Source organism: Frigoribacterium sp. PhB107 (assembly GCF_003751515.1).
Lineage (GTDB): Bacteria > Actinomycetota > Actinomycetes > Actinomycetales > Microbacteriaceae > Frigoribacterium.
This window is the reverse complement of record NZ_RJKU01000001.1, coordinates 1,028,983-1,054,763: the sequence shown is the minus strand read 5'-3', so window position 1 is coordinate 1,054,763 and position 25,781 is coordinate 1,028,983. Positions and strand designations below refer to the sequence as shown.

The window sequence follows — 25,781 nt, the reverse complement described above, 5'->3', positions numbered from 1 at the left end:
TCATCGCGACCGCGGCGAGTAGCCGAGGAACGCGTCCATCTCGTCAAGCGGCATCGACGTCGTCGTGCCGATGCCCTTCTTCAGCCACGGCCGCGGGAACGGCTTCGGCTTCGGGGCGTTCTTCTTGCCCGCGCGCTGCCAGTTGCCGGACTGCAGCAGGTCGATGACCTGAGCGGTGAGCTGCGCCTGCAGATCCCAGTCGGCTAGCTCGCCGTGGACCGCCCGGAAGTACGCGGACGTGCGCGGGGCGTGACGCACGAAGGCCCGCAGGTCGACCCACGAGAACCCCGGCGTACCGAGGTCATCAAGGGATCGCCCTGCGAGCCAGAGGTCGTGGTGAATGGACTCCCCGTGCTCCTCTAGGAGTCGGTGGAGTCCACAGATTCCCCCACAGTGATGCCCGATTCCTCGGTCCACTGGTCGTACCAGGCGAGGACCTGCTCCTGGTCCTCGAACTCCGCGAAGAGGCCGGGGTGGTAGTGCTCGATGATGATCTCGACGGCCTCGAGCTTCGTGATGCCCGTCAGCTTCTTGACGACGACCGGGGCTGCGAACTTGAGCAGGGGCACGCTGAGGTTCTTCTTCCGGTTGCCCGGGAGGTTGAACTGGAATCGGTTCTGGTTGATGGACGCCTTAGACGCCGGCACCTGGAACACGGTCATGGGGAACTCCTTCTGTGTGCGGTGGGTGGGAACTCTTCAGGGGTGTGGCAGCGGGCGGGAGCGAGTTCCCGTTCTCTCCCGCCCGCTGGTTCAGGTCAGGCCGTGACGGCCTTCACGCCGTCGTCGGTCAGCTCCCACGCGAAGACGCCGTCGGCGTTGGGGATGAGCGACAGCGTCACGTCGCGCAGGGCGGCGTCTGCCGACGACCACGTGGTGTCACCGATCTCTGCCACCTGGCCGTCGGGGATGAGGAACTTCGTCCGCGAGGCCCCGTCGGCCATGTCGAGGATCCACGTCAGGTGCGGCGACTCCTGCCCGCGGTACGCGATGCGCATCTGCTCGCCGTGGTCCGCGGTGGCGGGCGTCACGGTGACGTTGTCGGCGCCGTAGATCGTCTTCGCGGCCTCTGCGTTCAGGTACTCGAGGAACGCGAACGCGACCGTCAGCTCGTACCCGGTCTGGGTGCGCTTGATGGTGAGGCCGCCCCAGTCCTTCGTCGTCGCGGAGTCGCGGGACTCGGACTTCGTGACGCCGTCCTCCGAGACGTACCCACCGGCACGGAATCCGGTGGGGATGGCGGCGATCGCGGTTGCGGGGAACGCGGTCCCGAGGGGTGCGAAGAGCACGCCACCCGAGGCGTTCGGCTTGCCGTTGACCACCTTCGATGCGGTGTTGACCATGATGTAGCCCCTTTCCCGGGCAGCAGTGAGACCGCCCGGGGGCGGTCAGGTGTTGTGGTGGTGCTACGCGCGGGAACCGCGGAGCGAGACGGCGTAGGTCGCCGTGTACCGGGTCTGCTCGGTGAGCGGATCCGGCAGGTTCTGGGGTCGGCCGACGACATCGACGGACCGGCATGGGGTGCCAGCGAGGTACCCAGCCCGGCCGCCCTGCTCGAGCAACGCCCGGCAGATGGCGGCGAGCCGCGACGCGGTCGTGTCGAGGGACGCGTACGCCTCGACGACGAGGGTCGGCACGTCGCTGATGAGGTCGGTCTGTGTGCCGCCGACGACCCTGACACGCACGAAGCGAGTCGGCCGGGGTGACGGGATCCGCCCGGAGACAGGGACCCCTACGAACTCCGGAAGAGCGGCGAGGGCCGATCCGAGGTGGTCGACGAGGACCTGTTCCGGGTCCGCGAACACGATCAGTTCGGCGTCAGGCACGGCCACCGTCCAGGGCTCGCGTGAGGGTGCGGTCCTCGGCCTCGGCGCGCTTCGCGGCTGTGCTGCGGGTGACGACGTAGACGCCGACCCGGTTCCGACCAACGGCCGTGAGGATCGTGTAGTCGTCGGCATCGCCACCCGTGGCAGCGACGACGCCCGCAGCTCTCCGCTGCAGCTCCGCCGTGATGTCGGCGCCCTTGAGCAGTTCTCGGACGGCGTTCTGGTTCAGCTCGAAACGCACTTCGCCTGCCATCAGCCCTCCCAGACTCTCAGGGCCAGCCGCGTCGACCGCAGCGCACCAGTGGGGGACGGAACCTTGAGGGGCTGCCCGTCGACGTCGAAGAGGACTCCGCCGTACCGGACGCGGTCAGCGGCCGTAATGTCGGCCTCCCAGGGGGCGTCGACCGTGTAGCCGGTGAGGACCGCGGTGCGCCCGTCCCCGACCTCCTGCGACCCCGTGGGTTCGAGCCAGCACCGGTCGATCGGGTCCTCGGCCGGCGGAGAGTCGTAGTCGACCCTCGGTGTTCCGTGGTCGTCGACGAGTGGGTAGCGGAGCCGTGTGATGGTCTCTCGCGCGAACGACGGCCTCACGAGGTCCACCCCAGCGTGTACGCCGCGAGGCTGTCCTTCTCGTGCGCCAGGAGCACGGTCCCGCCGGCGACACCAGCAGCGGTCGCGGTCCATGTGATGGACGACGCGAGGGACTGCTCCCGGGTGACGCCGAGCGGCGACCCAAGCGCCCGAGCCGCGACCTGCAGCGTCAGGTCGACGACGTCGGCCGGGATCGTGTCGAGCCCGTGCCGGTACGTGATGACGAGACCCCGGCGTCGCGCCGACCAGCGAGGGCCGAACACCTGCCCCGTGTCCTCGTCGAAGTCGAGCGCCCCCGCGTCGAGCACGGTGCCGTCGTTGACGACGAACACGAGCTCGGTGATCCTCCGGCTGGGGAGGAACACCGTGTCGCGTCCACCGGCGTACTGCACCTGCTCGACGACGGGGGCGATGTGCCAGCCGCAGTGGTTGCGGATGGCGAGGGAGGCCGCGGCGAGAGCCTCGTCGAGGAACGGGCGCGTCGTGGGGATGAGCCCCTCGGTGCGCGACTCCATGTCCTCGGGCTTCGCGAACGAATCGAGCTCTGCCACGGTGGCCTCCTACTTGTTGGCGGGCTTCGGAGCGGCCTTGTTCGCCCGCTCCTGGTTGGCCTTCACCGACGCTGCGGCCTCGTCGGCGGCGGCCTGCTCCTTGGCCGCACGGTCGGCGTCAGCCTGGGCCGCCTCCGTCGCCAGACGGTTCGCCTCGTCGATCGCCGCCTGCTCAGCAGCAGCCTCGGCGGCGGCGGCCTTGCGCTCGGCGCGTTCCTGCTCGAGGTCGACGGCGCCCTCCGGCACCTCGCCGTCCTCGAACTGGAACGTCGAGCCCTGGAACCTGTAGTCCTTCAGTGCCATGTTGCTTCCCCTTCCGAGGGATCAGGGGCGGGGCCGCCAGTCGACGGCCCCGCCGGGGTGGATCAGGCCGGCGCGGCCGACGAGAGGGTGACCTTCGCGAAGCCCGCGGGACGACGCACGGCGAGCGCGAGACGCTCCTCCGCCCGGACCGTGACGCGGTTGTACTCGAAGTCGTCGACGTCCGAGTTCGTCGTCTCGACGCGCACGCCGCCCTTGCGGATGACCGACGCGGCCTGGCCGTAGGCGCCGACCAGGGCGGTGCCCTGAGCGATCGCCGGGGTCACGACGGTGCGGAGGCCCCAGACGGGCGGCTGCTGGACGATGCCGCCCTGGCCGTACTCGCCGGCGAAGAACCCGCCGCCGAAGTACTGGCCGTTGCCGTCCTTCGAGAGGCGCAGCGTCTGGTAGTCGGCCGGGTTGATGACCAGGCCGTCCGCCTCGATGCCGCCGTTCAGGCCGACCGCGGTGATGGCGCGGAACAGGGCGTCCGCGTTGTCGGTGCGGTTGGCGGCCGTGATGACCTGCAGGCCGGAGCGGTTGAGCAGGCCGCGGATGTTGCCGCCCGTGCCCGTGCCCGAGAGGAGCTGGTTCTCCTCGACGAGGCCGAGCTGGTACAGCAGCCGGTTGTTGATCGCCGAGACGAGCCACGGTACGTCCTCGAGGATCTCGTCGGACTCCTTGAGGAAGCCGGCGATCTTCGCGAGGGCCTCGGTGACCGGGGTCGGGTCGCCGAAGTGCAGCTGCGGCTTCTTGCCGAGCTCGGCGACCGTGGCGAAGTCGCCCTCGAGCGCGCCCTCGACGAAGTACGTCAGCGCGTTGCCGCTGATCGTCTCCGAGCCGAGGAGGTCCGCGACGGTGAGGCGACGACGGACACCGGTGACGATGTTCGTGTCGATCGTGGTCAGCGCCGGGGCGACGACCGTCGGGATGGACTGCGCGTCCGTGGCGGCCTTGAACTCCGGTGCGGACACCGAGAAGCCCTTCTTGCCGCGTGCGATGCGCAGGGTGTCGCCGACGGCCTTCGCGAAGTGCTCACCCAGGCTGCGGGCGGGCGCCTCGTTCTGCGGCGTCTCGTCGACCGCCCCGAGGCCCTCGAAGCCCTTCAGGGCGTCCTGGCGCTCGACACGCGACTCGAGTGCCTTCACGAGGTCCGACTTCGTGCGCGCCTCGGCGAGCTCCTCGTCGGTGACCTCGTGGCCGTCGGCCTTGAGCCTGGCGATGAACTCGCCGGCGTCCTTGCGGGCCGCGGCGAGCTGTTCCTTGAGACCCATGCGGGGCTCCTTTCTAGATGAGGGACAGTTCGATTCGTCGCAGCTCGGCGGACGCACGACTGGGCTCCTCGGACTTGGCCCCGGAGGGCTCCTCGTCCTTGGCCGGATCTGCGCTGGCTTCGCCTGCGGGTGTTCCCTCCCCGTCGTCGCCCCCGTCGGGGTCGAGCTCGGAGAGGAGCTTCAGGACTCCGTCACGGGCGCCGTCGATCGACGTCAGCACCGCACGGAGTTCGTCTTCGTTCTTGGCCGAGAAGACCCGGCCTGCCTTGGCCGCGTGAGCGAAGGTGTCGACCGCGGCCTTCACCGCAACGACCGACGTGTCCTGGTTCGCGCCGATCGGCACGAACGAGAACTCGTAGACCTTCAGCCGGCGCAGCTCGTTCGCCTTCACGCCGTCGTCGAGCTCGACCAGGCCCTCGTCGAGGACATCGAACGCGAAGGACAACTGCGTGAGCCGGCGGCCCTTCACCAGGCGGTAGACCTGCGCGCCCTTCGGGGACTCGAGGTCGAACACGCCCTTGACCCACCAGCCGTGCTCGTCCTCGCCCATCTCGAGCGCCGACGCGACGTAGAAGTCCGGGTCGTCGAAGCGGTGCCCGTACAGGCCGGGCAGGGTGTGGCCCGACGCCTTCCACTCCTCGATCGTGTCGAGGAAGGCGCCGGGCGCGACGACGTCGCCGTACGAGTCCGGCGTCTTCGTGAACGTCGACGGGTAGACGAGGAATTCCCCGTCAGCGAGCCCGTCCTCCGGGCCCGCCTTCACCTTCAGAGGTGCGGTCTTCGTGATCATGCGTTCCTCCTACGGGAAGGTGAGCTCGACGTCGCACGTGCACCCGGCGACCTCGTCGACGTCGAGCGCCGAGGAGTCACCAGGCCAGTTCGCGCCGTTCGAGAACGGTTCGTTGATGGGGACGGTCTCGCCCGCCATGGCGGCGTGCGAGCTGCGCGGGTTCCGCGACGTGACGACCCATGTCTTCGTCGTGTCGTCGCCACCGACCTGCTTCACGGCCTCGACGGTCGCGAACATGGCGACGCCGGTCGTGAGTGTCTGCCCCGCCTGCGACGACCGGCTGTCCGCCGAGACCTCGAAGACGTTGTCGATCGCGGCCGAAGGGTCGTCATCGAGGAGCGCCGCGTCGAGCTGCGCCTTCGTCGCCGAGTTGACTCGGCCCGCAGTGTTCGCGGCCACCGCTCGCAGGTACGCGATCGTGCGGCCCTCGTCGTACTCATCAGGGTCCAGGCCCGACTGCGCGAGCGCCTTCACGGCGACCGCCGTCGATAGCGGCACCGCAGCAGCGGCGAGGTCGTCAGTGAGCTCCTTCACCCACCGCTCCTCGTCCCACCAGCCCGCAGCCTTCGCGAACAGCTGGGACTTCACGACCCGCGCCTGCCGCTCGAAGAACGACGAGAACACCTTCGCGAGCTCGTCGACCTGTTCCTCGTCGGCACGCGCCTTCAGCCGTGACCCTCGCTGAGCAGGAGACGGTGCCCGACGGCTCACCAGGGACGCGAGCGCCGCCAGGGTGCCGATGGGGTCGCCGCCGTCCTGCGGTGATGCCTGTCCGCCGACCAGGACGTTCAGCGGCACGATCAGCTCGTCCCCGCCCTCGATCGCCGGCAGGTTGTTCCGGCCGCGGGCCTCGTTGCGAGACATCCACGGACCACCCACCGACGTCGACAGGACTGCCGCCTGCTCCTCGAACGAGCCCTGCAGCTTCTCGCCGATGTTGAACTCGACGTAGACGCCGTCCTCGTCCGTCAGCTGCGGCACGAGGAACGCGTTCAGCCGGTCCTCGATCTGCGCGATCAGCGGGCCGAGCGTCTCCGTGTAGAGCATCCGGCGGAACTCGCGGACGTTCGCGAAGTTCGCGTTGTCGAGCTGCCCGATCATGGTCGGGTTCACGTGGTAGACCGAGGCGACCGTCGAGATGGCGAGCTTCGCCGACTCGATGTACTCCTCTTCGCGGGCCGTGAAGCCGACCCGCTTCATCTCGATGCCGTCCTCGAGCAACGGTGTCCCGCCTGCCTTCGACCCGCTGTTCGTGTACTCCTTGAACGAGTCGCGGAACCGGTCCCGCGCGACCTTGTCCCACTTCGGCGCGGTCGCGGGCCGGGTCAGGTACGTGCCGACGCGGCCGCCGCGCTTCCACATCTGCAGGCGGAACTCCTGCGCGCTGATCTGCTCCGCGAGGGTCTGCTTCAGGGCATCGATCGGGGGCGTGCCCGACGTGCTCGAGAGCGGCGACCAGCCGGTGAAGGCGATGATCGCCGACGCCGGCACCCGGAACTGAGCCTCCCCGGGAGGAGCGATGATCCACTCGGCAGGGCCCCAGAAGTCACCGCCCGCCTTGCCGACCACCCAGGGCGCCGGCACGGACCGGATCGACCATCCCGACGGCGCGCTGTCGTCCGGGCTCACGGCCCAGAACGCCCGGTCGTAGAGGTCGAGCATCGCGACGAGGTCGTAGACCAGCTCGTACGTCGTCTGGTGGTCGTTCGGCCGGCGGAGCAGCTGCGCCACCGGGTTGTCCCGTACACGCTCCCGGCTCTCACCGTCACGCTGGAACGTGTGCAGGCCGAGCTGCGCGACGTTCCGGGCACGGAACGACACGACCGAACGAAGCGCCGGCTGCGTGCGCCACATGTCCTCAGGCGTGCGGTTCAGGACCGAGCTCGTCAGGTGGTTGATGTACTCGACGGGCACGTTCGGGCGGATCTCGTTGCTCACGCCGCGGATGAAGTCCAGCAGTCCCACGGCGCCTCCCAGCGTTCTAGAACACGAGCACGCCCGCGTCCTCGTCGTCGTATGCAGAGCCGGTCGGCTCCGGGTTGGTGTTCAGCAGCCACAGCGCGCCCATGACCGCGAGCAGCGGGGCGGCGTCCTGGGGCGACTTCTGCCGGTCGATGGTCCAGCCGTCCGACAGCGGCTTCATGACCGCCGTCGTCGCCGCGAGGTCCAGCACCGGCTGGTTGCCGTGGGTGATGACGACCTCGGGGGCGTCCTCGTCGACCGCGCGGCGCACGGCGTCGAAGATGACACCCGACGCCCGGGACAGGTCCGGGCCGCCCCACTCGACGAGTTCGATGCCCGCGTTCTCGAAGTCAGGCACGAGGGATGAGACCGGCGCGCCTCGCGTCTGCAGGGTCACGAACTCGGGCTCGATCTTCCGCTCCGGGGACAGCAGCCACGGGATGACCCACTCCGTGCCCGCCCGGGACGCCGCGATCTCTACTCGGCGTCGCCCGTCGGTGTCCCAGAACGCGAGCGCCACGTGGGTCATCTGCCGGTTCCACGACGTGTCGACGCAGTACGTCGCCGGCCGGTCCGTGTCGCGTGTGACCTTCTCGGCGCGGGTCGCTTCCCACGACCTGTTCGGGAACGGGCCCGAGGCGGCAGTGTTCACGAACCGGCACATGACCTCGGTCAGGAACACGTGCTCGGGGTCCGTGGCCAGCGCGGCCGCGATCGCCGCCTCCGGGATCGTGTGACCCATCGACGGGTTCGCCTGCGCCCACGCGTCACGGTCGTCCATCGGGGCGTCGGGCGCCGCCGAGTACTCGAAGATCCCGAGAGCCGACTCGTCGATGTCGACCTCGAGCTCTTCGCCGTCCTCGTCGACCAGGTCGTCGACGTCGCCCGCGGGTGTGTCGTGCATCTCGTCGATGCCGAGCGCCGCCAGGGCCACACCCCGCAGGTGCCGGAGCACGACCGAGAGCGAGTCGCCAGCGTTCGAGACGCCCCACACCTGCGCACGCTTCCGCGCGAGGGTCGTCTTCGACACCGACGCCCAGGAGTCCCAGGACTGGTGCTCGCGGAGCTCGTCGAGGACCACGTGGTCACCGGAGAGGCCGCGGCCGCCGCGACGGTTGGCCGCCGCGATCTTGTACCGCTGGTTCGTGTCGAGGATGATCGCCTGCCGGCCGTTCGCCGTGCGGATCTTCTTCACGTCGTTAGACAGTTCGGGGATGGCCTCGGCTACCTGCCGCACGGCGTCCCACGCCTCTTCGGCGATGTCGAGCGACTGAGCGGTCCCCACGATGGTCCGCGCGCCGTCCTGGAAGAGGCGCCACAGCAGCAGGTAGATGAGGATCACGGTCTTGCCGTTCTGGCGCGAGACCAGCAGCAAAATGGTCCGGAACCGGAAGATCAGGTCCGGGCCGTCGAGCAGCTCGAGCGCGTGGATCAGCACCCACCGCTGCCACTCGAGGAGCCGCGGCACGATCTCGAGCACATCCGCCTGCTCCGGGTCCGCAGCGGCGATCTGCTCAAGGCGATCACGCACCCAGTCCGCGAACTCGATGCAGTCGAAGCCGAGCGACGTCTCCGGCGTCAGCGTCCGCAGCGGCGGCGTCCAGATGCGCGGAACGACCGACCCGTACCGCTTAGGCCGGTCGGCGCGCCCTCGGCCTCGGGAGGGCCGTGACGTTGTCGGGCTGCTCGGAGTCGTCGTCATCAGCGTCGCCCTCCTCGTCCGTCTTGCCCGCCGCACGTAGCGACCGGAGCTCGTGCTGCATCCGCATCGTCGGCGTCCCCGCGAGAGAGCCGAGCGTCGCCGCGAGCCGCCCATGAGCCGACAGCAGCTTCGTCGTCGCACCCGCAGCCGTTAGCAGGTCCACCTGCTCCGCGAGCATCCGCGCCTGCGCAACCGCGCCAGCATCCGACGGCGTCAGCCACTTCATCGCAGCCAGCGACGCCTCCACCGCATCACGCATCACACGCGGCACGGACGCGTCCGCCGCGTCCACCGTCCGAGACGGCACCGCAGGACGCTCAGCACGCAGCTCAGCCCGCCTCAGACGCTTCCGCTCAGCGTCCTTTGCCTTCCGCTCCTCCGGCGTCATCCCCACGACGACCTCCTCATGCTGCGGACGCGGACACGACGTCCGCGGACATCCGACCCCGGATGGGGAAGATCACTACCGGCGAATGGTCCTGGGGTCGGGTAGGTGGCGATGTGGCCGCCCCTACCCCTGCTTGCGTCGGGCGAGGATCTCCTCCGCGAGGTTCGTCGCTTGGAAGACCTCGTTGAGGATGAGGTCCATCAGTTGTAGGGCGTCGCTGGCATCTTCAGCGCTGGGTGCATCTTCGACGTCTCCGTGCGCCATGTCGTTGCCGAGATGGCGAATGGCGTGGGCCACGGATAGGGCTGAGGCCCGGATGACGCCTGTGTTGCTGAGCTCCTCGATCTTCGCGTAGAGGTTTCCCTTGACGATGCCCTTGCTCTTGGCCGTTGCTTCGATGGTGGTCCGGGCCATGAGGATGCTGGCCGCCTCGGCTCCGATGCTGTGACTCATGTGCGCTTCCTGGGCGCACCGTGCGACGTGTGCGGGCACACGCGGATAGTCCGGCGCTGCGGCCGCGAGTGGTGACCACACAAGCTCGTCCGCACCGTCCAACTGTTGCCGCACTTCGTGCGGCGACATCTGCGCCCAGTTGGACTCAGTTCCGAGTTCGACAACAGTGGTGACGTTGCGACAGTTCGAGCACACGCACGCAGCGCGCCCCGTGTACCTCACGGTGTACCCGTGCTGAAACGTGACCTCGCTGCCCGACCACACGGGCGCCATGTCGGAGATGGACTTGCAGTAGGGGCACAGGCGTGAGGGCATGTCAGGAACTATGCCAGGCTCCACCGTCACCACGTCTCCGAGGTGGTCCCGATGGTGGGGAGGATCTGCCCGGCGCCCTTGCCTCGGTTGCAGCGGTGGTGGCTGGGCTTCCGGTTCGTGGGCTCGAACTCGAGCTCGGGGTGCGTCTTCACCGGCAGCGGGTGCTCGAGCTCGAACGCGTCGGGCTCATTCGCTTGTGCGTCCCAGTCGATCGTCGCCATGCCGCAGATGCAGCAGGGGCGGTTCTCCTCGGACCAGCGGGCCTTCTCGTCGGCGCGCATCTCACGGTGCCGGCGGCCAGCGACGCGGGGCATTAGGCCTCCCGAGCGTGGTCAGAGTGGGATCGGTGCACGCTCACCCCAGCAGCGAGGTGTGCAGCGCTCGCAGCCACGGGACCAGGGGTCAGCCGGTGAGGTGGGGACGCGCCGCCGATAGGCGTGTGTGTGGGCGGGGTGCACCGAAGTGACCTCCCCGGATTCGAACCGGGGTCTCTGCCGTGGGGCAGCGTCCTAGACCGCTGGACGAGAGGTCGACCTCACAGGGTGAGGGTGGATCAGCGGGCGTAGTCCGCGTTGTCGCTGATGGCCGCTCGCGGGATCGAGAGGCCGTTGATCACGTTGTAGAACTGGTCCCGCGTGAGCTGCTTGAGCTCGAGGCCCGCCGTGCGCAGCGCGTCGAGCTGCTCGATGGTGGTCACGTGGCGCAGTGTGCGGACACCGACGACGGCGACGTAGCCAGCTGCGGCGCCGTCGAGGTTCTGGGTGGAGCTGATGAGGAGCATGTTCTTGGGTGCTTTCTTGGTAGGGGTGGTGGGCGTGGAGCCTGGGCCCACGTACTGCTGGAAGAAGACGTGCGGGTCGGTGGTGGCACCGTTGAGACGCACGTCGATGTGTAGGTGGTTGACGCTGGACGAGCCCGTCGAGCCGACGTAGCCGATGACGTCACCGGCCGAGACCCTGGCTCCGAGAGGAACCGAAGGCGGACGGATCATGTGCAGGTAGCGGCTCGAGAACCCCCCGTGATCGATGCCGACACAGTTGCCCGCGGCGCCGTTGAGGGTCCTGGACTCGGTGACGGTGCCGTCAGCGATCGCGCGGATCGGCGTGTTCGGGTCTACGACGTAGTCGCAGCCCGTGTGGCTGCCGTAGCTGCGTGGTGCGCCGTACTGCTGCCCGTACCTGGAGTCCGGTGCTGGGTGGGGGTCGACTGGCCAGACGACCGTTCCGTATGGACCTGAGATGGGTATCTCCGTTCTTTCTTGCGTGAGACCGCACGGTTGCGCGATCACCCTCCGGCCAGGGAGGTGGTTGCTCGGATTAGACGTGACGAGCGTGCACGGGACATCGCCAGCGGGCGCGGAAGAGTGCCTCGGCCCGGCTTGAACGGGCAGCACGCCATGCGTGGCGAGGCGGGGTGTTGCTACGCGCCGAGCTTGGCGCGGATGGCGTTCACCGCGGCACGGATGCCACCGCCGTTGTCGACGGCGACGATCGCCTCGACGTTCTTGCTGCGCGAGGCCGCCTGGTAGGCGTTCGTCTGCACGTCGGCGAGCACGGCACGCATCCCGCCGCCGTTGTCGACGGCCAGGATGGCCTCGAGGTTCTTCAGTCGCTGGTCCTGCTCGGGGGTCAAATCGTCGTCTCCTTGGTCGTTGTAGCTGCGTGTGTAATCGAAGTGCCAGGGCTCGCTGGGCACTGTCGGGTTGTAACCGAACGCGGGTGCGTTGGCGTCCATCCAGTTGTTCTCGGCGCTTCCGCCGACGTTGACGCCGGCGCCGAAGTCACAGGCGGTGCCCCACCCGTGGTTCGACTCGCCAGGGACTGCGGCGACACTTGCTTCCGGACGCTTCGTCCAGCGCTGTCCGGCGTAGTAGATACCGCCGCCCGCATCGACGACGTAGCGCTCGCGGAAAAGCGCGTCCTGCCGAGCGAATGGGCGGTAGCCCTCGGTGATGCGCAGGGCCTTGCCGAACCTGGTCTGAAACGCGCTGTTCAGGGCGTCGTACTGCGTCTTCGCGTCTGGGCGCAGGTAGCCCGAACCGGCGACGTCAGCCGCCACCGGTGTCATCGCTGAGGTAGGTATCTGGCCATTGGTTTGGCCTCCCCATGCTGGAATATGAATCTCCTTCGTTGTTGCTCACGAGGTCGCGGGCGCGACATCGTCCCCCCGGCCAGGGAGGTGGTTGCTCGGATTCGCGTGGCGAGCGTGCACGTGCGCGTCGAAAGATGAGGCTGCTGTACGGTCGCGCCATGTCGACAGCAGAAGTGATCAAGTCCGTCGGGCTGACGGTGTTGGTGCTTGCCGCGTTCGTCATCGGCTTGCTCGCAGGCCTCAGCGCGTTGCGCAAGTGGCGTGCGGCGGAGACGGCGCAGACGGCGGCGGCGAGGGAATCCCTCATTCGGCAGGAAGTCAAAGCGGAGTACGAACAACGTGTGGCTGCAGCGTTCGCGAGGAAGGCCGATGACACGACTGTCTTCCCGAGGGAAGGTCGCTGGCTTGAGGACCGTCTCCGTCAATACGGCTACTCACCTACGCCAAAAGCTAACGACGGCGCAAGCCCAGCTAGCGGTGCCGCAGCACGGCAGACGCCCGCCGAAGCGTGGTGGGGCATCATCGCGCTCGGCTGCGCCACCGCCGCGGGTATCTGGGACGCCTGGGGGTGACACGGCCGTGCACCACCCGAAGGTGCACGGCCGTGCAGGACCCGGTCGCTTCCGACAGCCGGTGGGTCAGCCCGCTCCCCGCGCAAAGGCGACGGAAGGAGGAGTGGGGGAACGACGAAGCCCCCTCACGGTGGAGGGGGCTTCGTGTGTACGTCGAGATGACCTCGGCGGAGTTGTTCGCTGGCGCCAGGCTAGTGCACGGCGACCCACCCTTGCAACAGCGCGGGTGCGGCGTGTCAGATCTCCCGGTGAGGGGCAGCCACGCCCCTGCTCGCGGCGCGCTTCGTGCGCCACAGGGTGAGCAGGTCCTCGGTGCTCACGTAGACCGTGCCATCGACCGTATAGGTCTGCAGGTCCCCGTCGGCGATGTACCGGTTCAGGGTCGTCTTCCCGATGTCGAGCTCCATCTGCGCCTGCCGCTTCGTCCACCACTCGGACCGCGGGTCGGCGTGCTCCTCGCGCAGCTCGTGAAGCAGCTCCCGGACCCGGCCGTCGCGGATGAACGCGGCAGCCGCCTCGGAGTGCCCACAGAACGAGCAGACGAGCTCGAACTCCTCGACGGCCGCCTGGCCCGGCCACGTCGCCCCGAACGTGAAGCGGTCGCAGACAGGGCAGGGCCGCTCGAGGACGCCACGCTCAGGGCGGGGCGCACGCGGGTACTTCGACCGGAGCTTCCAGACGATGTCGGCGACGTCGTCGAGGTACTCCTGCGCGGCGGGCTGGCCGAGGATCTGGTCCTGCCTGGTGAGAAGCCACGTGGTGAGCATCTTCACGAGCAGCCCGGCGCCGGCGGGGGTGGTGCCGGCACGGAACCCGGCGGGCTCGTCCTTCGCCGCCCACTTCACCTGCAGGGCGACGGGCGGCTCGGTGGTGAGCTGCCCTGCCCAGTACGACACCCACTCGATGAGGCGGGCGTATGTGTCGTCGGTGTCGTCGACGGCGTCCGCGCGGAGCGGCAGCGGGGGTGTCTTCGAGGCGGCGCGGGGCATGCCGTCGGAGGCTCCGCCGAGGGGCGGGACGACGAGGGTGCGGATGTAGGCAACCAGGCCGTCGGCTTCGAGGAGGCGGCGGCGGGCGCGGGCGGCGGCGAGGTGGAGCAGGTCCTCGTCGGTGGGGGTGGTCAGGGTGTCGAGCTCGCTCATCGGCGGGCCTCCTCTGTGTCGAAGTCGCCGCGCTCGATCCGGGTCACCATGCCCTCGTAGATCGAGCCCGTCAGCGGGTTGCGAAGGCCCTTCTTCGACCGCAGCCACGTCAGCAGCTTCACGCGGTCGACCGGGGCCGGAGTGGTGTCGAGCGGGACCGAGCCGGGCAGCTTGTCGTGCACGATGTCGAACGGTTCCGAGCCGTGCAGGGCGGCCTCGAGCTTGTCGCCCATCAGAACGGCGTCTCGTCGTTGTACGTGCCGCCGGCAGCGGGTGCAGCCCCGGGGCTCGCTGTGGCCCATGCGTCCTGAGCGGGCGGGGTGGACGCCCACGGCTCCTGCGGGGCCGCCACGCCCTGCTGTGCCCCGCCGCCGGCCGCCTGGCCCGCCTTGAGCACGAGGGCGACCTTCGGGAACTCGATGACCAGCTTCGTGCGGTCCTCGCCCTCCCGGGTCCGGTAGGCCTGCGTCGCGAGCTGCCCGGTCACGATGACCTCGGAGCCCTTCGAGAGGGACGCCATGACCGCGTCCGCGTCGCCCTCCCAGAACGTCGCCGTGAGCCACGACGTGCCGCCGACGTTCTCCCACCGGCCGTCGTCGGTGCGCCTCGACCGCTGCTGCGGCACCGTGATCTCGGCGACGCTCTTTCCGTTCGCCGTGCGGCCCTCGGGGTCCTTCGACAAGCGGCCGTTGATGGTGATGTTCGGGTTTCCCATGATGATCTGCTTCCTGGCTCAAAGAGCCGGTTCGTGTGTGTGGTCTGTGCTGGTGGTGCGGAGGCTGACGGTGTCGAGCACCTCCGTGATGACGGTGTCGAGGAGGTCGCGGAACTCCTGCGCCTCGACCACCGACATGTCCTGCGGGCCTTCCGGCAGCTCGACGTGCACGGCACCCTCGTTGTTGCCCCACGCGTCTGCGATGGGGACGTGTTTTGCTCTCGTAATCGGCATGGCGTCCTCCTCAGATGTCCAGCTGGGTCGACCCGAACGGGTCCCAGGTCTTGTCACGCAGCCGTGCGAACTGGCCCTGCCAGTCGAGGACGACCGTCCCCATCTCGCCGTGCCGGTTCTTCGCCACCACGACCTCGAGGTCGCCCGGCTTCTTCGCTCGGTCGTACGACAGGAGAAGCACCACGTCGGCGTCCTGCTCGATCGCGCCCGACTCCCGCAGGTCCGTCAGCAGCGGCGTTCGCGACGTCCGGCCCTGCGGCGGCCGCGACAGCTGCGAGAGGGCGATGACCGGCACCTGCAGCTGCTTCGCCATCTTCTTGAGGCCGCGGCTGAACTCGGCCACGTCCTGTTGCCGGTTCTCCTTCCCGCCGCCCTCGATCAGCTGCAGGTAGTCGATGACGACGCCGGCGAGCTTCCCCTTCCGCGCCACCGACCGGACGAACGAGCGGATCTGCGTCAGCGTCGAGATGTCGTCGCCGATGTAGATCGGGGCCTCCTGGAATCGCTGCCGGGCGATCGCCACACGGCCCCACTGCTCCTTGTTCAGGTTCCGGTTCCGCAGAGACTTCATGTGGACCTCGCCGTACTGCGCGATCAGGCGGATCTGCAGCTCGTCCTCGCCCATCTCGAGGCTGATGAACGCCACCAGCCCCTCGTGAGCGAGCCGTGTCGCACACTGCAGACCGACGATCGTCTTCCCCTCGCCGGGGCGGGCGCCGACGATGACGAGGTTTCCCGCCGCGAGGCCGCCGATCAGCTTGTCGAGGGACGGCCACGGCGTCGGGACGTAGTCCGGCTTCTCGTCGAGCCGGTTGATGAGCTGGTCGATGGTCGAGCCGACGGCGTGCACGTCGACGCGGGCGCCGGCGGCGACACCGTCCATCTCGGCCCGGGCGAGGTCGGCGAGCTCGAACGCGTCGCCCTCGGCCGACTGGCCCATCTGCGCGACCCGCATGCCGGCCTCCTGCAGCCGTCGGCGCAGCGCCCGGTCCTTCACGATGTCGACGTAGTAGCCGACGTTCGTCGCCGTCGACGGGGCCCCGTTCAGCACGTGGAGGTACTCGACCCCGCCGGCCTTCTCGAGCTCGCCGGACCGGCCGAGCTCGTCCATGAGCGTGATGACGTCGATCGGCTGGTTCTGGTGCGCCATGCGCGCCGCGGCGGTCACGATGACCTCGTGCTTCGGCAGCCAGAAGTCGGACGGCACAAGGCTGTCCAACACTTCCCAGATGGCCTTGGCCGAGAGCATGAGCGAGCCGACGACGTACTGCTCAGCGCCGACGTCGTGCTGCGGGGTCCGGCTGAGGTCCGCGATCGCGTCAGCCACGCTGCACCGCCCGGATCCACTCGTGGTCGTCCTCGTGCTCGTCGAACTCCTCGACGGTGATGCCGTGGTCGGCGCACCAGTCCGCCTTCTGCTCTGCGAGCAGCTCGTCGGTCGCGTTCGGCAGCTGGCCGAGGTTGCGGTCGACGCCGAGCCGCTCGATGACGTCGGCCGGGTAGATGTTCCTGGCGTGCTCGAGGTAGTGCTCCCGGACCGCACCGGCCACGGCTGCGCCGTCGTAGCCGCCGACGAGTTCGTGCCACGCCTCGACGGTCATCTCGTTCACCAGGCGCCCGTCAACGGACGAGACCCAGGCGAGGACGAGTGCCAGCTCCGACTTCTTCATGCTCCTGCTCCTCTCGCTCCTGGTAGCCGCGCACAAGCGCGACCGCTGCCTGCTGCTTCTCCTGCGCCCGACCGCCGGCACGCGGCGGCAGGGGCTCGTCGTCCCACCGGCCCGCGTTCAGCCACGAGGCCGGATGCGGCACGTACTGCCGCTCGGGCAGGTTCGGGTCCGCGGCGAACCGCCGGGCCCCCTCGATGACGTCGCCCGCGGTCACGCCCTTCTGCGCGATCGCCTTCCGGAACGCCTTCTCGGCTGCCTGCTTCGCGACGTGCCGCGGGTAGACCTCGTAGAACTCGCGGAACAGATCCTCGACACCGGTCACCTTCGTGACATCCCGGTTCACCCCCGCAGGGGGTAGGGGGGTCTTCTTCTCGGGTTCTTCTTCACTGGGTTCTTCTTCCTCGGCACGTGGTGCCGTTACCTGACGGCATGTGGTGCCGTTACCGACGTCTCCCCGTGCCGTTGGGCCCTGCTGGGTAACGGCACCGTGTGCCGATACCTCCATGCCGTTCGGGTGCAACGTGTAGCTGTTGCTCGTCCGGCCGCCTCGACCGTTCCTGCGCATCGAAACGACGACTCCGAGAGCCCGCAGCTCGTCCAGGGCGTCCTGCACCTTGCGGGCGCTGCACCTCGCCTCGGCGGCGATCGTTTCGTGTGACGGGTGGATGCCCCCGCGGCCGCTGTGGGACGCCAGAGCCGCGTAGACGGCGATCGCGTAGGTGCTGATCGTGGTGTCGCGGATCATCCAGTTCGGGACGGCCGCGAAGCCCGGGGTGTCTGGCGTGCCGCTGTCGGTCATCGCCATGGTGTTGCCTCCTCTGGTGCTGGGTGCCACCGGCCTGCGTCGTCCAGGAGGACGAGGCCGTGCACGGCGTGCTCGATCGGTGTCGTGCTCGGGTCGCCGAAGCCCGAGATCTTGATGCCCCGCCGCAGCGCCTCGGCCTGCAGATCCGGCTCGGCCTCGATGCGGCCGTTCAGGATGCTGTCGAGCCAGACGACGTTCGACGGGCGGTGCTTGTCGCGGCGTCCGCCGGCGCCGCCTTGACGGTGCTGCGGGACGAGCCGGTCGGACTCCTGGCCGGTCCAGGCGCAGCGGTGGCCGTCGCGCTGGTCGAGCACGGCCAGAAGCCCTCGCGGTGTCGGGCTGCTCACGCGGCCGCGGCCTCCTCGACGCCAGCGATGCGCGCCTCGACATCGCTGAGCTCGTAGCCCCAGCCCTGCAGCGTGAGCAGGTACCGGCGGATTCGGTCGGCGGCGTCGTAGGCCTGCCACCCCTTGCGGTCGAAGTCCTGGCGGCCCTCGATGGCGGCGAAGGCGACCGCAACGGCGACGTGCGGCGCCCGCGCCGGGTGCTGCTCGAGCCACGTTCCGACGTCGTCGCGCCGCGAGTAGGAGCTGGTGGCGTCGGGCAGCTGCAGGATCGCGGCGACGGCGCCCCACTGGTTCGGCGAGAAGTTGGTCGACGCCGTGCTGACGACGTGCCGGCTGACCTCGAGCTCCCACCCCTTCGGCAGGGCCTTGCGCTGGACGAGCTCGGCGAGCCATGCCAGGCGGACGGTCGTAGCCGAGGCCCAGTCCTTCGTGGTCTGCCGGTCCAGGCGCCGCTGCTGCTTCTGGGTTTCGACCTCCTCCGGGGTGGTCGGCGTGGTCGAGCCGTGCTCGTAGCCGAACAGCCCGCGGTCCTTCCAGCCCTTCACCGCGTACTGCGGCCCGAGCAGCCGCTCGCCGCCCACCCATGTGGTGCCGGCGTACGCGCACAGCCCGTCGCCGGCCAGCTCCACGAGGCGCTCGTGGGCGACGTCGGCCAGGGACTGCGTCTTGGCCTCGTCGAGGTAGAGGCTGAGGACGGGCTTAGGGTCGGCCTGGTCGTAAGACGGCACCTTGATGAGCGTGACGCCCTCCGTGGCCTCGATCTCCGCCTCGAGCGCCTCGCGGGCCCGCTGGTCGCGCCACTGCTGCGCGTAGTGCGTCAGGCCGTAGCCCTTCGTGGCGTACTCGACGAGCGCGCTCTGCGCCTCTGCGTCGTCTTCGAACTCGGCGATGACCGCCGCTACCTCGAACGACACCTGGTGCTCGCGCATCGCCGTCGACGCCGCCTCGCTCGAACCGACTGAGATCGCGGTGTTCACGACGTCGCGCTTGAAGCCGGTTCTCTTGGCGATCACGGCGGCGGTCATGCCGAACAGCTCGAGCTGCTTGACCGCGGCCGCCGTCTCGGCACCCCCGAGGCTCTCGCGCTGGTCGTTCACGATGAGCTGGTCGACGATGCGGACCTTTTCGTCCGACAGTGGCTCGACGACGAACACGGGCACGTCGGCCACGCCAGCGTCGACGGCGGCGAGAGTGCGCCGCTGCCCGTCGATGACCGCAAGGCCCTCGTCGACGCGCTGCACCGTGATCGGCACCTTCACGCCGTGCTGCTTGATGCTCGCGACGAACTCCTTCGAGATCTTCGTCTCGGTGCGGACGTTCGCGGCGATGATGAGCGTCGACGGATCGACACGCTCGATGGACTCAGACATGGTGTTCTCCTTCGGTGACCTGGTCGCGGCTGTCGCGGCCCAGGGCGGTGCTCAGCTGGTGGAAAGCGAACGAGAACGCTTCGAGTGCGTTCGCGATCGCGTGGAAGTCGAGGCCCGCCTGCGGTGGCGTCAACGTGACGGGGATCTCGTCGGCATCGGCCGGCGGCTCCTCGTGCTCGAGCGCCGGGGCTGCTTCGACGGGCTCGGCTGGTGGCTGCTCCTCGACGACGGGCGGGGCGGCAGGTGCAGGCGCGCCCTGAGCGGCGCGAACTGCCTTCCGCTCACGCTGGTAGTCCGAGATCGCTTCGCGGCACGTGCGCCCGTCAGGGCCTCCGGGGCAGTGGTCGCGGCAGCCCTTCCGGTAGCCCTGCGGCGTGCCGTGCATGCTGGGCGCGACCTCGGCCGGAGCCTCGGGCACTACTTCGGGCACCTCCTCGGCGGCCGGCGCTGACGGCACGAGCTCGGGAACGGGCTGCGGTTCCGCGACGACGACGGGCGCCGACGGCTTCGGCTTCGGCTTGTGCTGCCCGAGCGGTGCCATCAGCAGATCGGCGCCGCGACGTGCCCTCGGCTTCACCTTCGGGGCCGGGGCCGAGGCGACCTCGGGCTGCGCCAGCGCTTCGACCGACGCACCGGACTGCACCAGGCGGCGGTAGCCGTAGTCGCTGCTCGCCCGCACGTTGGCCTCACGGCAGGACTGCCCCGTCTCGACCTTCGCCGGGCACGCGCCACCGCGGCACCCCTGCTCGTAGCCCGCTGGCGTCCCGTGAGGGAACCCGTCGACGAAAAGATCCGCGCCGCTCACGAGAGCACCCCGAGCTCGCGCCGAGCGGCGTCCTTGGCCTGGTCCTGCGACAGCCAAGGTTGGTCGTCGAGAATCTCCTGGGACCGTTCGAAAATGGCTGCGGCGTCAACGTTCGTCGGCCGGGTCACGATTGTTCCTCAGATACGCTGGCGGGCATGATTGCGCCACCTGCTGCTCCCACGGCGTTCGAATGGTGGGCTGAGATATGGATTCCCGCCGTATCCGGTGTCGCCACACTGGCTGTGGCTGTCGCCGCGAGCCTGATCGCGTTCCGCTCGTACCAATTGCAGCGAGAGCTACGTCTCGCTGAGGATGAGCGCGTACAGCGCGCGACGCGGGTGGACATTGCACGCCTGGTCGATGTGTATTGCGGTGAGGCATACATGGCGTACAACGGGTTCGCCAAGTTCAGCAAGGGCCCCCCGTGGGCTCCAACGGAACAGAAGGCACTCATGGAGCGAGCCAAACTCTCGGGAATGGCTGACGCCGTAGATGTCGCCTGGTTCGCCCGCTTGCGCTTCGAGTCCCGTATCCGCACGGGTGATCGGCGGGACAAAGTGTTCGCCACGGTCGAGGCGGCCCGGATCATGGGTCGAGTGCACGCCTGGGTCGAAGATCCCAAGTTCGACGTGCCCCACACCCCCTGGGGTGGCGAGCAAGCCCACGACGTCATGCTCGCCCGACAGATGGACGACTGGGACGACGAGAAGGGTGAATTCCTCCACGCGGATCTCTTCTGGTTTACGAAGGGGGCCCCGGGGGAGCCTCCCCGCATATAGCGCGCCTTGTACATGCGCCGCCTACCTCTCCTCGGGCACGTGGCCCGAAGCTCCGAATCGTGAGGCCGCGCGGTCATCCGCGCGGTCCGTGCGGTGGTTGTCCATCGCCGCAGCGAAGGTGTCGAGCAGCTTCCGCAGCCACTGCTCCCGCTTCTCCTGCACCAGCTCGTTCAGCCGGGCAGAGTCGTACGCGTCGCTGGCCTCGGCCATCTGCTGCGCCAGGGCCCGCGTGACCTTGTCCGGGCCCGCGACGAGCCGCACCGTCTCCCGGGCGAGGATCCGCTCCGTCTGGTGCTTCGCCTTCGCGTAGTCCTCCCCGGCCTGCCGAAGGGCCTGCGCGACCTCGAACCGCATCGCGACGAGCTGCGCCCCGTACGACCCGCCGAGGGTCCGCCAGATGGCGTCGACGAGAGCCACGTGCAGGGCGTCGTCCTTCGACGGGTGGTGGATGCCGACCGTGCGCAGCACGTGAGCGACGCGGGGGTCGAGGCCGCCCTCCTCGACGACCTCGCCCGTGGCCTCGTCGACGCCGTTCACGAGGCTGCGCCCCGACGGTCGATCGCCTGCACCCACTGCTGGGCGACGGCTGCGACCTGGATCAACTCGGCGCGCAGCTTGACGGGGTCCGCCTCAGCGATCGCCTCGAAGACCTCCTCGGCAAGGATGTGCCGCCAGGTGACCTGTCCGCCCGTCGCTGCGGCGTCCGTCTCGCCTGTGAAGATCCGCGCGACGAGGAGGGCGAAGTCGTTCCCGGTGAAGCGACTCCCGCTGTGCGGGAAGATGAACGGCTGGACGTACTTGCCAGTGCCGTCGGGGTGGTTCTGCTCACCCCACTTCGCGTCCTGGCGGTCCCGCTCCGTGAGGACTTCATTCGCAACGGCGATCGCAGCCGCCGCGGGTGCGAGCTCAGCCACGGTCGTCACCACCCGTCAGCGGTGCCTCAGGCTCCATGCCCTCGAGCGGCGGCGTCTCCTCCTCACCCGGACGCACCTGGTCGTCCTTTGGGATCTCCGCCGTCACCCATTCCGCACCGGCCGGCTCGCCCTGCGGCGCCCACGGCTTCTCCGGCTCCGGCGACGGCGGCTCGGCCGCAGCCTCCTGCGCCAGCGCCACCCCGACGGCCCGCAGGTCCGCGAGGAGCTTCTGCGACCGCTCGTGCTCGGGCACCTCCGCCCACAGCGCGTTGATCTCCGCCGTCGACACCTTCGTGCGCGCCTCGGCCAGCCAGTTGCGTCCCGACGGCTCAGCAGCGGGTGCCTCGACGAGAGCAGGCTGAGCCGCGACCTGGGCGGCCTGCTTCGGCTGTCCAGCCTGGTCCATCTCCTCCGTCGAGTACAGACCCGACAGATCCTGCGGGAACGCCTTCCGCAGCGCCAGCATCTCGGCGCACTTCCCGAGCATCAGCGCCGGCATCTTCGTCCACATCGGACCGCCCGCGTTGTAGGCGTCCATCGTCGCCACGGCGACCAGCGGCTCGACGAAGCCCTCGCGGTAGACGCCGACCCGAGCAGCCTTCGGCGGCTTCGAGTCCAGCCACACGTCGACCCAGGTCACGCCGTCGGTCGTCCACTGCGTCGGGGTCTGCCCGCGGTACTCCTTCGTGCGCTCCGCGACGAGGCGGGCGCCGTCGATCGACACCTGCGTGCCCCAGCGGCCCTTGCGCTCGATGCAGTAGATCTGCCGGGCGATCGGGTCGAGGCCCGTGCGGCGGGCGTGGAGCAGGAACGCCTCCACAACCGGACGCGGGGCGAGCCGGCGATCGTTCGGCGGTCCTGTGACGAGGCCGGCGGCCTCGACGAGGGCGGATTCGCTCGCGGTCCAGTTCGAGCTGTCGCCCGACGCCGGGAGCGCCACCACGGTGGTTCCGGTCATGCCTTCATCTCCTTCGTCTTCACCGACGTGACGGTGAGGGACTCCTTCGTGGACACCTGGCGCGTCTCGCCCGGCGTCGTGGTCGTGTACTTCTCCGCCAGCTCGCGGTACGCGCCCTCGGCGGTGTGGGCACGGTTCAGGGCGGCCTCGACGGCGGCGTTCGCGTCGTCGTACTCGCGGGCGACGTCGGGGTGGTCGGCCCGCAGCGACGCCTCGTCGACCTCGACCAGCGGCTCGCCGACGACATCAGCCGTTCCCGCCGCCCGCCACGTGATTCGTGCCAACGGCGACTCCTGCGACAGCTCGTCGTGCTGCGCCCGCAGCGACTCCTGCAGCTGCTTCCACGCCTGCTCCTTCGCCTTCTTGGCGGAGGACTCCTCCTCGCGGAACCGCAGGATGTTGACCGCGAGCGTGTCCAGGTCGTCGTCGTACGCCACGACCTCGCCGTGCGCCGCCGCGTCCATCGCCACCAGGAACCCCGTCGCGATGACGTCGAGCTCACGCACCAGCGCCTCCTCGAACTCGACCCACTCCATGACGGGCACGAGGCCCATCGGGGCCGGCTCCGGATACGCGCCGCCGCGGTCCTGCCAGTCGCTGTCGTGCTGCTCCGACACATACAGCGAGCGGCGGGCGCCGGTGACCCGCATGACCCACTGCTGCTGGATCCCGTAGCCCTTCGACACGTACGCCGGGGTGCCGACGCGGATGTCGTCCTTCCCCGTCTTGATCTCCGAGACGACGAGCACCCCGCAGACGACGCCGACACCGTCGGGCGACGCCAGGCGGCGCGAGTCGTCGGCCGCGTGGAAGACGCGGGACTCCGGGCGCAGCTCCGGGTAAATGGACTGCACGACGTCGGCGAGCACCGGCTCGCGGGTGTTGCCCCACGCCGTGTACTGGTTCCCGCCGAAGGAGTCGACGCGGCGGCCGAGCTTCAGGTCTACGAGCTGCTGCACGGTCGTCTTCCGCAGGAACAGGTCGCGGATCTCGGTCGCGGTGACGCCGCCCATGCGCTCGAGGAGCCACAGCTCGCGGTCCTTGTCGGATGCGCCGGCTCGCGCCTCGAGGTCGTTCACGAGGTCGATCGCCGCGGTCACGCGTCGGCCGCCTCGTCGTCGACCGACGGCAGGTCCAGAGCCGTCTCGCCGGTGCGGACCTGGTAGGCCGACACCTGCAGCTCCTTCGCCGCCACCAGCGCCTCCGGCGACGTGATCGGCTCGATGTGCGTCGGACGCACCACCGGGTACGTCTCACCCTTCTTCCGGTCCCGGACGTCCTTCGTCACCTCGTACGTGACGATCGCCGTCACCCGGTCCGTGTCGCCGAACGCCAGCAGCTCCTGCTGCATGTCGACGAGGCCGTTGTACTGGTCCTCGATCTTCCCGTTGTTGAACTGGATGCTCACGGTCATGCTCCTTCGGTCTTGGGCCAGCGCAGGGTGCGCATGACCTCGGTCTGTTGCTTGCTCGGGACGCCGTCGATCGGCCTCCCGAGATGGCGGGCCCCCATCGCCGCGAGGGCGAGAGAGTCGGCCACGTTGTCGTCGGCGATCACCAGGCCCGGGTGCCGGGCCCTCATCGCCGCCAGCACCCGCTTCTTGTCAGCGGTGCCGTCGTCGGCCGCGTACTTCGCGCGGGTCTTCGGGGACGCCTTCAGCACCCGGCAGCCGCGGCCCGCGAGGGTGCCGGCGATCAGCCACCGGTGCGCGTTCCGCTCGTCCGGCTGCCCGAACTTCGACGCGTACGACGCCCACTCGACGACCACCACGGCGTCCGCCGGCACGAGCCGCACGACGCGGATCGCCGAGTACCGGATCCGCTCCCACACGGCCAGGACGCTGCTGTCCTCGGGGGCCGGCGAGCGGACCTGGTGCAGCGCGATCTCGCCGTCACGGACGATGGTCACCCCGCTGTTCGTGAGGGACAGGTCGAGCCCCACGACGATCACGAGGCACCGTTCAGGCGGACGAAGCGGACGAGGTCGATGCCGAGGCCCGTGACGCCGCACTTCTTGCACCTGAGCTCGTACGGTGCGGCGAGGAGCCAGAGACGGTGTGCATCGCAGCATGCGCTCGACGCGCCGCACTCCTCCTTGCAGACACCGAGCCACTCGGCGGACGCGCCGCACTTGCCCTCGCGCGCCTTGTCGTCGAACGAGCAGGGCTCCTGCTCGGCCCAGTCGAGGTGCTCGATCGCGCTCAGGTCGGTGTCGGCCACGGCGGTCACAGCCCGGCCTCGCCGTGACGGTGCCCGGCGTCGTAGGCCTGCCGCAGCAGCGCCACCAGCGACCGCCGGTAGTAGGCGTTCAGCGTCCGGTAGAGGCTCGACCGCTGCACGATGCCGGCGATCGCCTCGTTCCGGCGGCTCATCGGTCCCGCTCCTCGCGGTGCGCGTCGGCCAGGGCGTCACGCCAGAGGCACAGCACCGCGGCGAGGCCGAGGAGGAACACGAGGGCCAGGAGGCCGTCGCCCTTCGTCAGGTCGACGATGGCGCGGACGAGGCCTGCGGCGATTGCTGCGAGGCCGAGGACCAGGGCCGCGACCTGCCAGCGGGTCACGAGTCGGCCCCGTTCCGGAGGCCGTCGCGGCGGTCGTGCGCCGAGTACTCGGGCGCCGGGTCGGTCGCGATGATGAAGCGGCGGACGAACCGCTGCCAGGCGCTAAGCCCGGTTTTCGAGCGCGCTCTGCTCTTGATGTTGTGCATGTGGGTGCCCTTGGGGAAGAAGGTCAGCCGCGGAGTCGGAGCCGCGGGGACCGGGTGAAGTGGTGCGGGTGGGGGAGAGCTAGACCGTCGCGGCGAAGCGCTGGTGCGCCTCGCGGGCCGGGTCCGGCGTGCCGTCGAGCCAGTGGTCGACAGAGTCGGGGCGGATGGACCAGCGGCCGCCCTTGATCCGCTGCGTGGCGAACAGCTCGCCCGACTCGCACGCCTTGCGGACGGTGTCGGGGTGCTTGCCGAACTCGGCCGCGACCTGCTTCACGGTCATGCGGGCGGGCAGCGTCTCGGCGCTCATGCGACGAGGCCCGTCGGCAGCTGAGCGGTGAACAGGGCGTCCAGGGAGGCGGACGGGAAGGCGACCTTCACCTGCGCCACGAACGTGCCCGAGGGGCTGACGCGGCCGGTGGTGATCCGGTACAGCGTCGTGGGGTCGACGCCGATCGTGCGGGCGAGCTCGGCATCGGTGGTGATGTCGTGAGCCCGGCCGAGCTCCCGCAGCTTCGACACGTTC

Annotated in this window: 42 protein-coding genes and 1 tRNA gene; 2 read left to right on the top strand and 41 right to left on the bottom strand. The window is 69.5% G+C overall.

The window, feature by feature from the left end; all coding sequences use genetic code 11:
* The 18 genes from EDF18_RS04815 to EDF18_RS04735 all read right to left on the bottom strand — a co-directional run bounded on the left by EDF18_RS04815 (window position 1) and on the right by EDF18_RS04735 (window position 12,209).
* A complete protein-coding gene (locus EDF18_RS04815) occupies window positions 1–258 on the bottom strand; it encodes a hypothetical protein (protein ID WP_123546624.1) in 258 nt (85 codons plus the stop codon).
* 101 nt (window positions 259–359) lie between these two features.
* Complete coding sequence (locus EDF18_RS04810; protein ID WP_123546623.1) at window positions 360–662, bottom strand: hypothetical protein; 303 nt, start codon at window positions 660–662, stop codon at window positions 360–362.
* A gap of 95 nt (window positions 663–757) precedes the next feature.
* Window positions 758–1,342 (bottom strand): hypothetical protein, encoded by a 585-nt coding sequence (locus EDF18_RS04805; protein WP_123546622.1) that lies wholly within the window; start codon window positions 1,340–1,342, stop codon window positions 758–760.
* 63 nt (window positions 1,343–1,405) lie between these two features.
* Entirely contained in the window at window positions 1,406–1,825 is a 420-nt protein-coding gene (locus EDF18_RS04800; RefSeq protein ID WP_148050045.1) for a hypothetical protein, read from the bottom strand.
* Window positions 1,818–2,078 (bottom strand): hypothetical protein, encoded by a 261-nt coding sequence (locus EDF18_RS04795; protein ID WP_123546620.1) that lies wholly within the window; start codon window positions 2,076–2,078, stop codon window positions 1,818–1,820. Before EDF18_RS04795 ends, EDF18_RS04800 begins: the two co-directional genes overlap by 8 nt.
* Window positions 2,078–2,416 carry a hypothetical protein gene (locus tag EDF18_RS04790; protein WP_148050044.1) on the bottom strand — a complete coding sequence of 113 codons (339 nt, stop codon included), beginning with the start codon at window positions 2,414–2,416 and terminating at the stop codon, window positions 2,078–2,080. Before EDF18_RS04790 ends, EDF18_RS04795 begins: the two co-directional genes overlap by 1 nt.
* Complete coding sequence (locus EDF18_RS04785) at window positions 2,413–2,967, bottom strand: hypothetical protein (RefSeq protein WP_123546618.1); 555 nt, start codon at window positions 2,965–2,967, stop codon at window positions 2,413–2,415. Before EDF18_RS04785 ends, EDF18_RS04790 begins: the two co-directional genes overlap by 4 nt.
* Before the next feature lie 9 nt (window positions 2,968–2,976).
* Window positions 2,977–3,270: a hypothetical protein gene (locus EDF18_RS04780; RefSeq protein WP_123546617.1), complete on the bottom strand. Its 294-nt coding sequence runs from the start codon at window positions 3,268–3,270 to the stop codon at window positions 2,977–2,979.
* 62 nt (window positions 3,271–3,332) lie between these two features.
* Window positions 3,333–4,541 (bottom strand): phage major capsid protein, encoded by a 1,209-nt coding sequence (locus EDF18_RS04775; protein ID WP_123546616.1) that lies wholly within the window; start codon window positions 4,539–4,541, stop codon window positions 3,333–3,335.
* A gap of 13 nt (window positions 4,542–4,554) precedes the next feature.
* Window positions 4,555–5,331: an HK97 family phage prohead protease gene (locus EDF18_RS04770; RefSeq protein ID WP_123546615.1), complete on the bottom strand. Its 777-nt coding sequence runs from the start codon at window positions 5,329–5,331 to the stop codon at window positions 4,555–4,557.
* Window positions 5,332–5,340: 9 nt separating this feature from the next.
* Entirely contained in the window at window positions 5,341–7,296 is a 1,956-nt protein-coding gene (locus EDF18_RS04765) for a phage portal protein (protein WP_199732322.1), read from the bottom strand.
* A gap of 16 nt (window positions 7,297–7,312) precedes the next feature.
* Window positions 7,313–8,824, bottom strand: coding sequence for a terminase (locus EDF18_RS04760; RefSeq protein ID WP_148050043.1), 1,512 nt, complete (start codon window positions 8,822–8,824; stop codon window positions 7,313–7,315).
* A gap of 100 nt (window positions 8,825–8,924) precedes the next feature.
* On the bottom strand, window positions 8,925–9,389 hold the full coding sequence (locus EDF18_RS04755; RefSeq protein ID WP_123546613.1) for a hypothetical protein: 465 nt from the start codon (window positions 9,387–9,389) through the stop codon (window positions 8,925–8,927).
* 117 nt (window positions 9,390–9,506) lie between these two features.
* Window positions 9,507–9,836, bottom strand: a complete 330-nt coding sequence (locus tag EDF18_RS16255; protein ID WP_158614617.1) for a DUF4145 domain-containing protein — start codon at window positions 9,834–9,836, stop codon at window positions 9,507–9,509.
* A 341-nt stretch (window positions 9,837–10,177) separates the two neighbouring features.
* Entirely contained in the window at window positions 10,178–10,465 is a 288-nt protein-coding gene (locus EDF18_RS04745) for an HNH endonuclease (RefSeq protein ID WP_148050041.1), read from the bottom strand.
* 148 nt (window positions 10,466–10,613) lie between these two features.
* A tRNA-OTHER gene (locus EDF18_RS16250) sits at window positions 10,614–10,683 on the bottom strand.
* A 21-nt stretch (window positions 10,684–10,704) separates the two neighbouring features.
* On the bottom strand, window positions 10,705–11,439 hold the full coding sequence (locus tag EDF18_RS16245) for a M23 family metallopeptidase (RefSeq protein ID WP_158614616.1): 735 nt from the start codon (window positions 11,437–11,439) through the stop codon (window positions 10,705–10,707).
* Window positions 11,440–11,570: 131 nt separating this feature from the next.
* Window positions 11,571–12,209 carry a D-alanyl-D-alanine carboxypeptidase family protein gene (locus EDF18_RS04735; RefSeq protein ID WP_158614615.1) on the bottom strand — a complete coding sequence of 213 codons (639 nt, stop codon included), beginning with the start codon at window positions 12,207–12,209 and terminating at the stop codon, window positions 11,571–11,573.
* Between the two features lie 191 nt (window positions 12,210–12,400).
* Here EDF18_RS04735 and EDF18_RS04730 point away from each other — a divergent pair, with 191 nt between their 5' ends.
* On the top strand, window positions 12,401–12,814 hold the full coding sequence (locus EDF18_RS04730) for a hypothetical protein (protein ID WP_148050040.1): 414 nt from the start codon (window positions 12,401–12,403) through the stop codon (window positions 12,812–12,814).
* A gap of 236 nt (window positions 12,815–13,050) precedes the next feature.
* Here the strand turns inward: EDF18_RS04730 and EDF18_RS04725 are convergent, their stop codons facing one another.
* From EDF18_RS04725 to EDF18_RS16695, 11 genes are read right to left on the bottom strand one after another with little or no spacing between them, the layout of a single operon-like run.
* Window positions 13,051–13,956 carry a helix-turn-helix domain-containing protein gene (locus EDF18_RS04725; RefSeq protein ID WP_123546607.1) on the bottom strand — a complete coding sequence of 302 codons (906 nt, stop codon included), beginning with the start codon at window positions 13,954–13,956 and terminating at the stop codon, window positions 13,051–13,053.
* Window positions 13,953–14,189, bottom strand: coding sequence for a hypothetical protein (locus tag EDF18_RS04720; protein ID WP_123546606.1), 237 nt, complete (start codon window positions 14,187–14,189; stop codon window positions 13,953–13,955). The genes EDF18_RS04725 and EDF18_RS04720 overlap by 4 nt, the downstream gene beginning before the upstream one ends.
* The gene (locus EDF18_RS04715) at window positions 14,189–14,671 is read right to left on the bottom strand and encodes a single-stranded DNA-binding protein (RefSeq protein WP_123546605.1); all 483 of its coding nucleotides are present in this window, start codon (window positions 14,669–14,671) and stop codon (window positions 14,189–14,191) included. The genes EDF18_RS04720 and EDF18_RS04715 overlap by 1 nt, the downstream gene beginning before the upstream one ends.
* An 18-nt stretch (window positions 14,672–14,689) precedes the next feature.
* On the bottom strand, window positions 14,690–14,905 hold the full coding sequence (locus tag EDF18_RS16120; protein ID WP_148050039.1) for a hypothetical protein: 216 nt from the start codon (window positions 14,903–14,905) through the stop codon (window positions 14,690–14,692).
* A 10-nt stretch (window positions 14,906–14,915) separates the two neighbouring features.
* Complete coding sequence (locus EDF18_RS04710) at window positions 14,916–16,232, bottom strand: replicative DNA helicase (protein WP_123546604.1); 1,317 nt, start codon at window positions 16,230–16,232, stop codon at window positions 14,916–14,918.
* Window positions 16,225–16,575, bottom strand: coding sequence for a hypothetical protein (locus EDF18_RS04705; protein WP_123546603.1), 351 nt, complete (start codon window positions 16,573–16,575; stop codon window positions 16,225–16,227). Before EDF18_RS04705 ends, EDF18_RS04710 begins: the two co-directional genes overlap by 8 nt.
* On the bottom strand, window positions 16,526–17,380 hold the full coding sequence (locus EDF18_RS04700; RefSeq protein ID WP_158614614.1) for a helix-turn-helix domain-containing protein: 855 nt from the start codon (window positions 17,378–17,380) through the stop codon (window positions 16,526–16,528). The genes EDF18_RS04705 and EDF18_RS04700 overlap by 50 nt, the downstream gene beginning before the upstream one ends.
* The gene (locus tag EDF18_RS16240) at window positions 17,371–17,727 is read right to left on the bottom strand and encodes a hypothetical protein (RefSeq protein ID WP_158614613.1); all 357 of its coding nucleotides are present in this window, start codon (window positions 17,725–17,727) and stop codon (window positions 17,371–17,373) included. Before EDF18_RS16240 ends, EDF18_RS04700 begins: the two co-directional genes overlap by 10 nt.
* Window positions 17,724–19,097 carry a ParB/RepB/Spo0J family partition protein gene (locus EDF18_RS04695; protein ID WP_123546601.1) on the bottom strand — a complete coding sequence of 458 codons (1,374 nt, stop codon included), beginning with the start codon at window positions 19,095–19,097 and terminating at the stop codon, window positions 17,724–17,726. The genes EDF18_RS16240 and EDF18_RS04695 overlap by 4 nt, the downstream gene beginning before the upstream one ends.
* The gene (locus tag EDF18_RS04690) at window positions 19,090–19,902 is read right to left on the bottom strand and encodes a hypothetical protein (RefSeq protein ID WP_148050038.1); all 813 of its coding nucleotides are present in this window, start codon (window positions 19,900–19,902) and stop codon (window positions 19,090–19,092) included. Before EDF18_RS04690 ends, EDF18_RS04695 begins: the two co-directional genes overlap by 8 nt.
* Window positions 19,899–20,030: a hypothetical protein gene (locus tag EDF18_RS16695; protein ID WP_255416171.1), complete on the bottom strand. Its 132-nt coding sequence runs from the start codon at window positions 20,028–20,030 to the stop codon at window positions 19,899–19,901. The genes EDF18_RS04690 and EDF18_RS16695 overlap by 4 nt, the downstream gene beginning before the upstream one ends.
* Before the next feature lie 27 nt (window positions 20,031–20,057).
* On the opposite strand from EDF18_RS16695, the gene EDF18_RS04685 reads away from it, so the two are divergent.
* Complete coding sequence (locus tag EDF18_RS04685) at window positions 20,058–20,681, top strand: hypothetical protein (RefSeq protein ID WP_148050037.1); 624 nt, start codon at window positions 20,058–20,060, stop codon at window positions 20,679–20,681.
* A gap of 21 nt (window positions 20,682–20,702) precedes the next feature.
* Here EDF18_RS04685 and EDF18_RS04680 read toward each other — a convergent pair whose 3' ends face one another.
* The 12 genes from EDF18_RS04680 to EDF18_RS16220 form a co-directional block, all read right to left on the bottom strand.
* A complete protein-coding gene (locus tag EDF18_RS04680; protein WP_123546598.1) occupies window positions 20,703–21,218 on the bottom strand; it encodes a hypothetical protein in 516 nt (171 codons plus the stop codon).
* Window positions 21,215–21,595: a hypothetical protein gene (locus EDF18_RS04675; RefSeq protein ID WP_123547292.1), complete on the bottom strand. Its 381-nt coding sequence runs from the start codon at window positions 21,593–21,595 to the stop codon at window positions 21,215–21,217. The genes EDF18_RS04680 and EDF18_RS04675 overlap by 4 nt, the downstream gene beginning before the upstream one ends.
* A complete protein-coding gene (gene bet / locus EDF18_RS04670; RefSeq protein ID WP_123546597.1) occupies window positions 21,588–22,553 on the bottom strand; it encodes a phage recombination protein Bet in 966 nt (321 codons plus the stop codon). The genes EDF18_RS04675 and bet overlap by 8 nt, the downstream gene beginning before the upstream one ends.
* Window positions 22,550–23,653 (bottom strand): YqaJ viral recombinase family protein, encoded by a 1,104-nt coding sequence (locus EDF18_RS04665; protein WP_123546596.1) that lies wholly within the window; start codon window positions 23,651–23,653, stop codon window positions 22,550–22,552. The genes bet and EDF18_RS04665 overlap by 4 nt, the downstream gene beginning before the upstream one ends.
* A complete protein-coding gene (locus EDF18_RS04660; RefSeq protein ID WP_123546595.1) occupies window positions 23,650–23,967 on the bottom strand; it encodes a hypothetical protein in 318 nt (105 codons plus the stop codon). Before EDF18_RS04660 ends, EDF18_RS04665 begins: the two co-directional genes overlap by 4 nt.
* Window positions 23,964–24,503 carry a hypothetical protein gene (locus tag EDF18_RS04655; RefSeq protein ID WP_123546594.1) on the bottom strand — a complete coding sequence of 180 codons (540 nt, stop codon included), beginning with the start codon at window positions 24,501–24,503 and terminating at the stop codon, window positions 23,964–23,966. The genes EDF18_RS04660 and EDF18_RS04655 overlap by 4 nt, the downstream gene beginning before the upstream one ends.
* Window positions 24,500–24,781: a hypothetical protein gene (locus EDF18_RS04650; protein ID WP_123546593.1), complete on the bottom strand. Its 282-nt coding sequence runs from the start codon at window positions 24,779–24,781 to the stop codon at window positions 24,500–24,502. The genes EDF18_RS04655 and EDF18_RS04650 overlap by 4 nt, the downstream gene beginning before the upstream one ends.
* On the bottom strand, window positions 24,778–24,924 hold the full coding sequence (locus tag EDF18_RS16235; protein ID WP_158614611.1) for a hypothetical protein: 147 nt from the start codon (window positions 24,922–24,924) through the stop codon (window positions 24,778–24,780). The genes EDF18_RS04650 and EDF18_RS16235 overlap by 4 nt, the downstream gene beginning before the upstream one ends.
* Complete coding sequence (locus tag EDF18_RS04645; RefSeq protein WP_123546592.1) at window positions 24,921–25,112, bottom strand: hypothetical protein; 192 nt, start codon at window positions 25,110–25,112, stop codon at window positions 24,921–24,923. Before EDF18_RS04645 ends, EDF18_RS16235 begins: the two co-directional genes overlap by 4 nt.
* Window positions 25,109–25,258, bottom strand: coding sequence for a hypothetical protein (locus EDF18_RS16230; protein WP_158614610.1), 150 nt, complete (start codon window positions 25,256–25,258; stop codon window positions 25,109–25,111). The genes EDF18_RS04645 and EDF18_RS16230 overlap by 4 nt, the downstream gene beginning before the upstream one ends.
* A gap of 79 nt (window positions 25,259–25,337) precedes the next feature.
* Window positions 25,338–25,565, bottom strand: coding sequence for a helix-turn-helix domain-containing protein (locus EDF18_RS16225; RefSeq protein WP_158614609.1), 228 nt, complete (start codon window positions 25,563–25,565; stop codon window positions 25,338–25,340).
* Window positions 25,562–25,777: a transcriptional regulator gene (locus EDF18_RS16220; RefSeq protein WP_158614608.1), complete on the bottom strand. Its 216-nt coding sequence runs from the start codon at window positions 25,775–25,777 to the stop codon at window positions 25,562–25,564. The genes EDF18_RS16225 and EDF18_RS16220 overlap by 4 nt, the downstream gene beginning before the upstream one ends.
* Window positions 25,778–25,781: the final 4 nt, after the last annotated feature.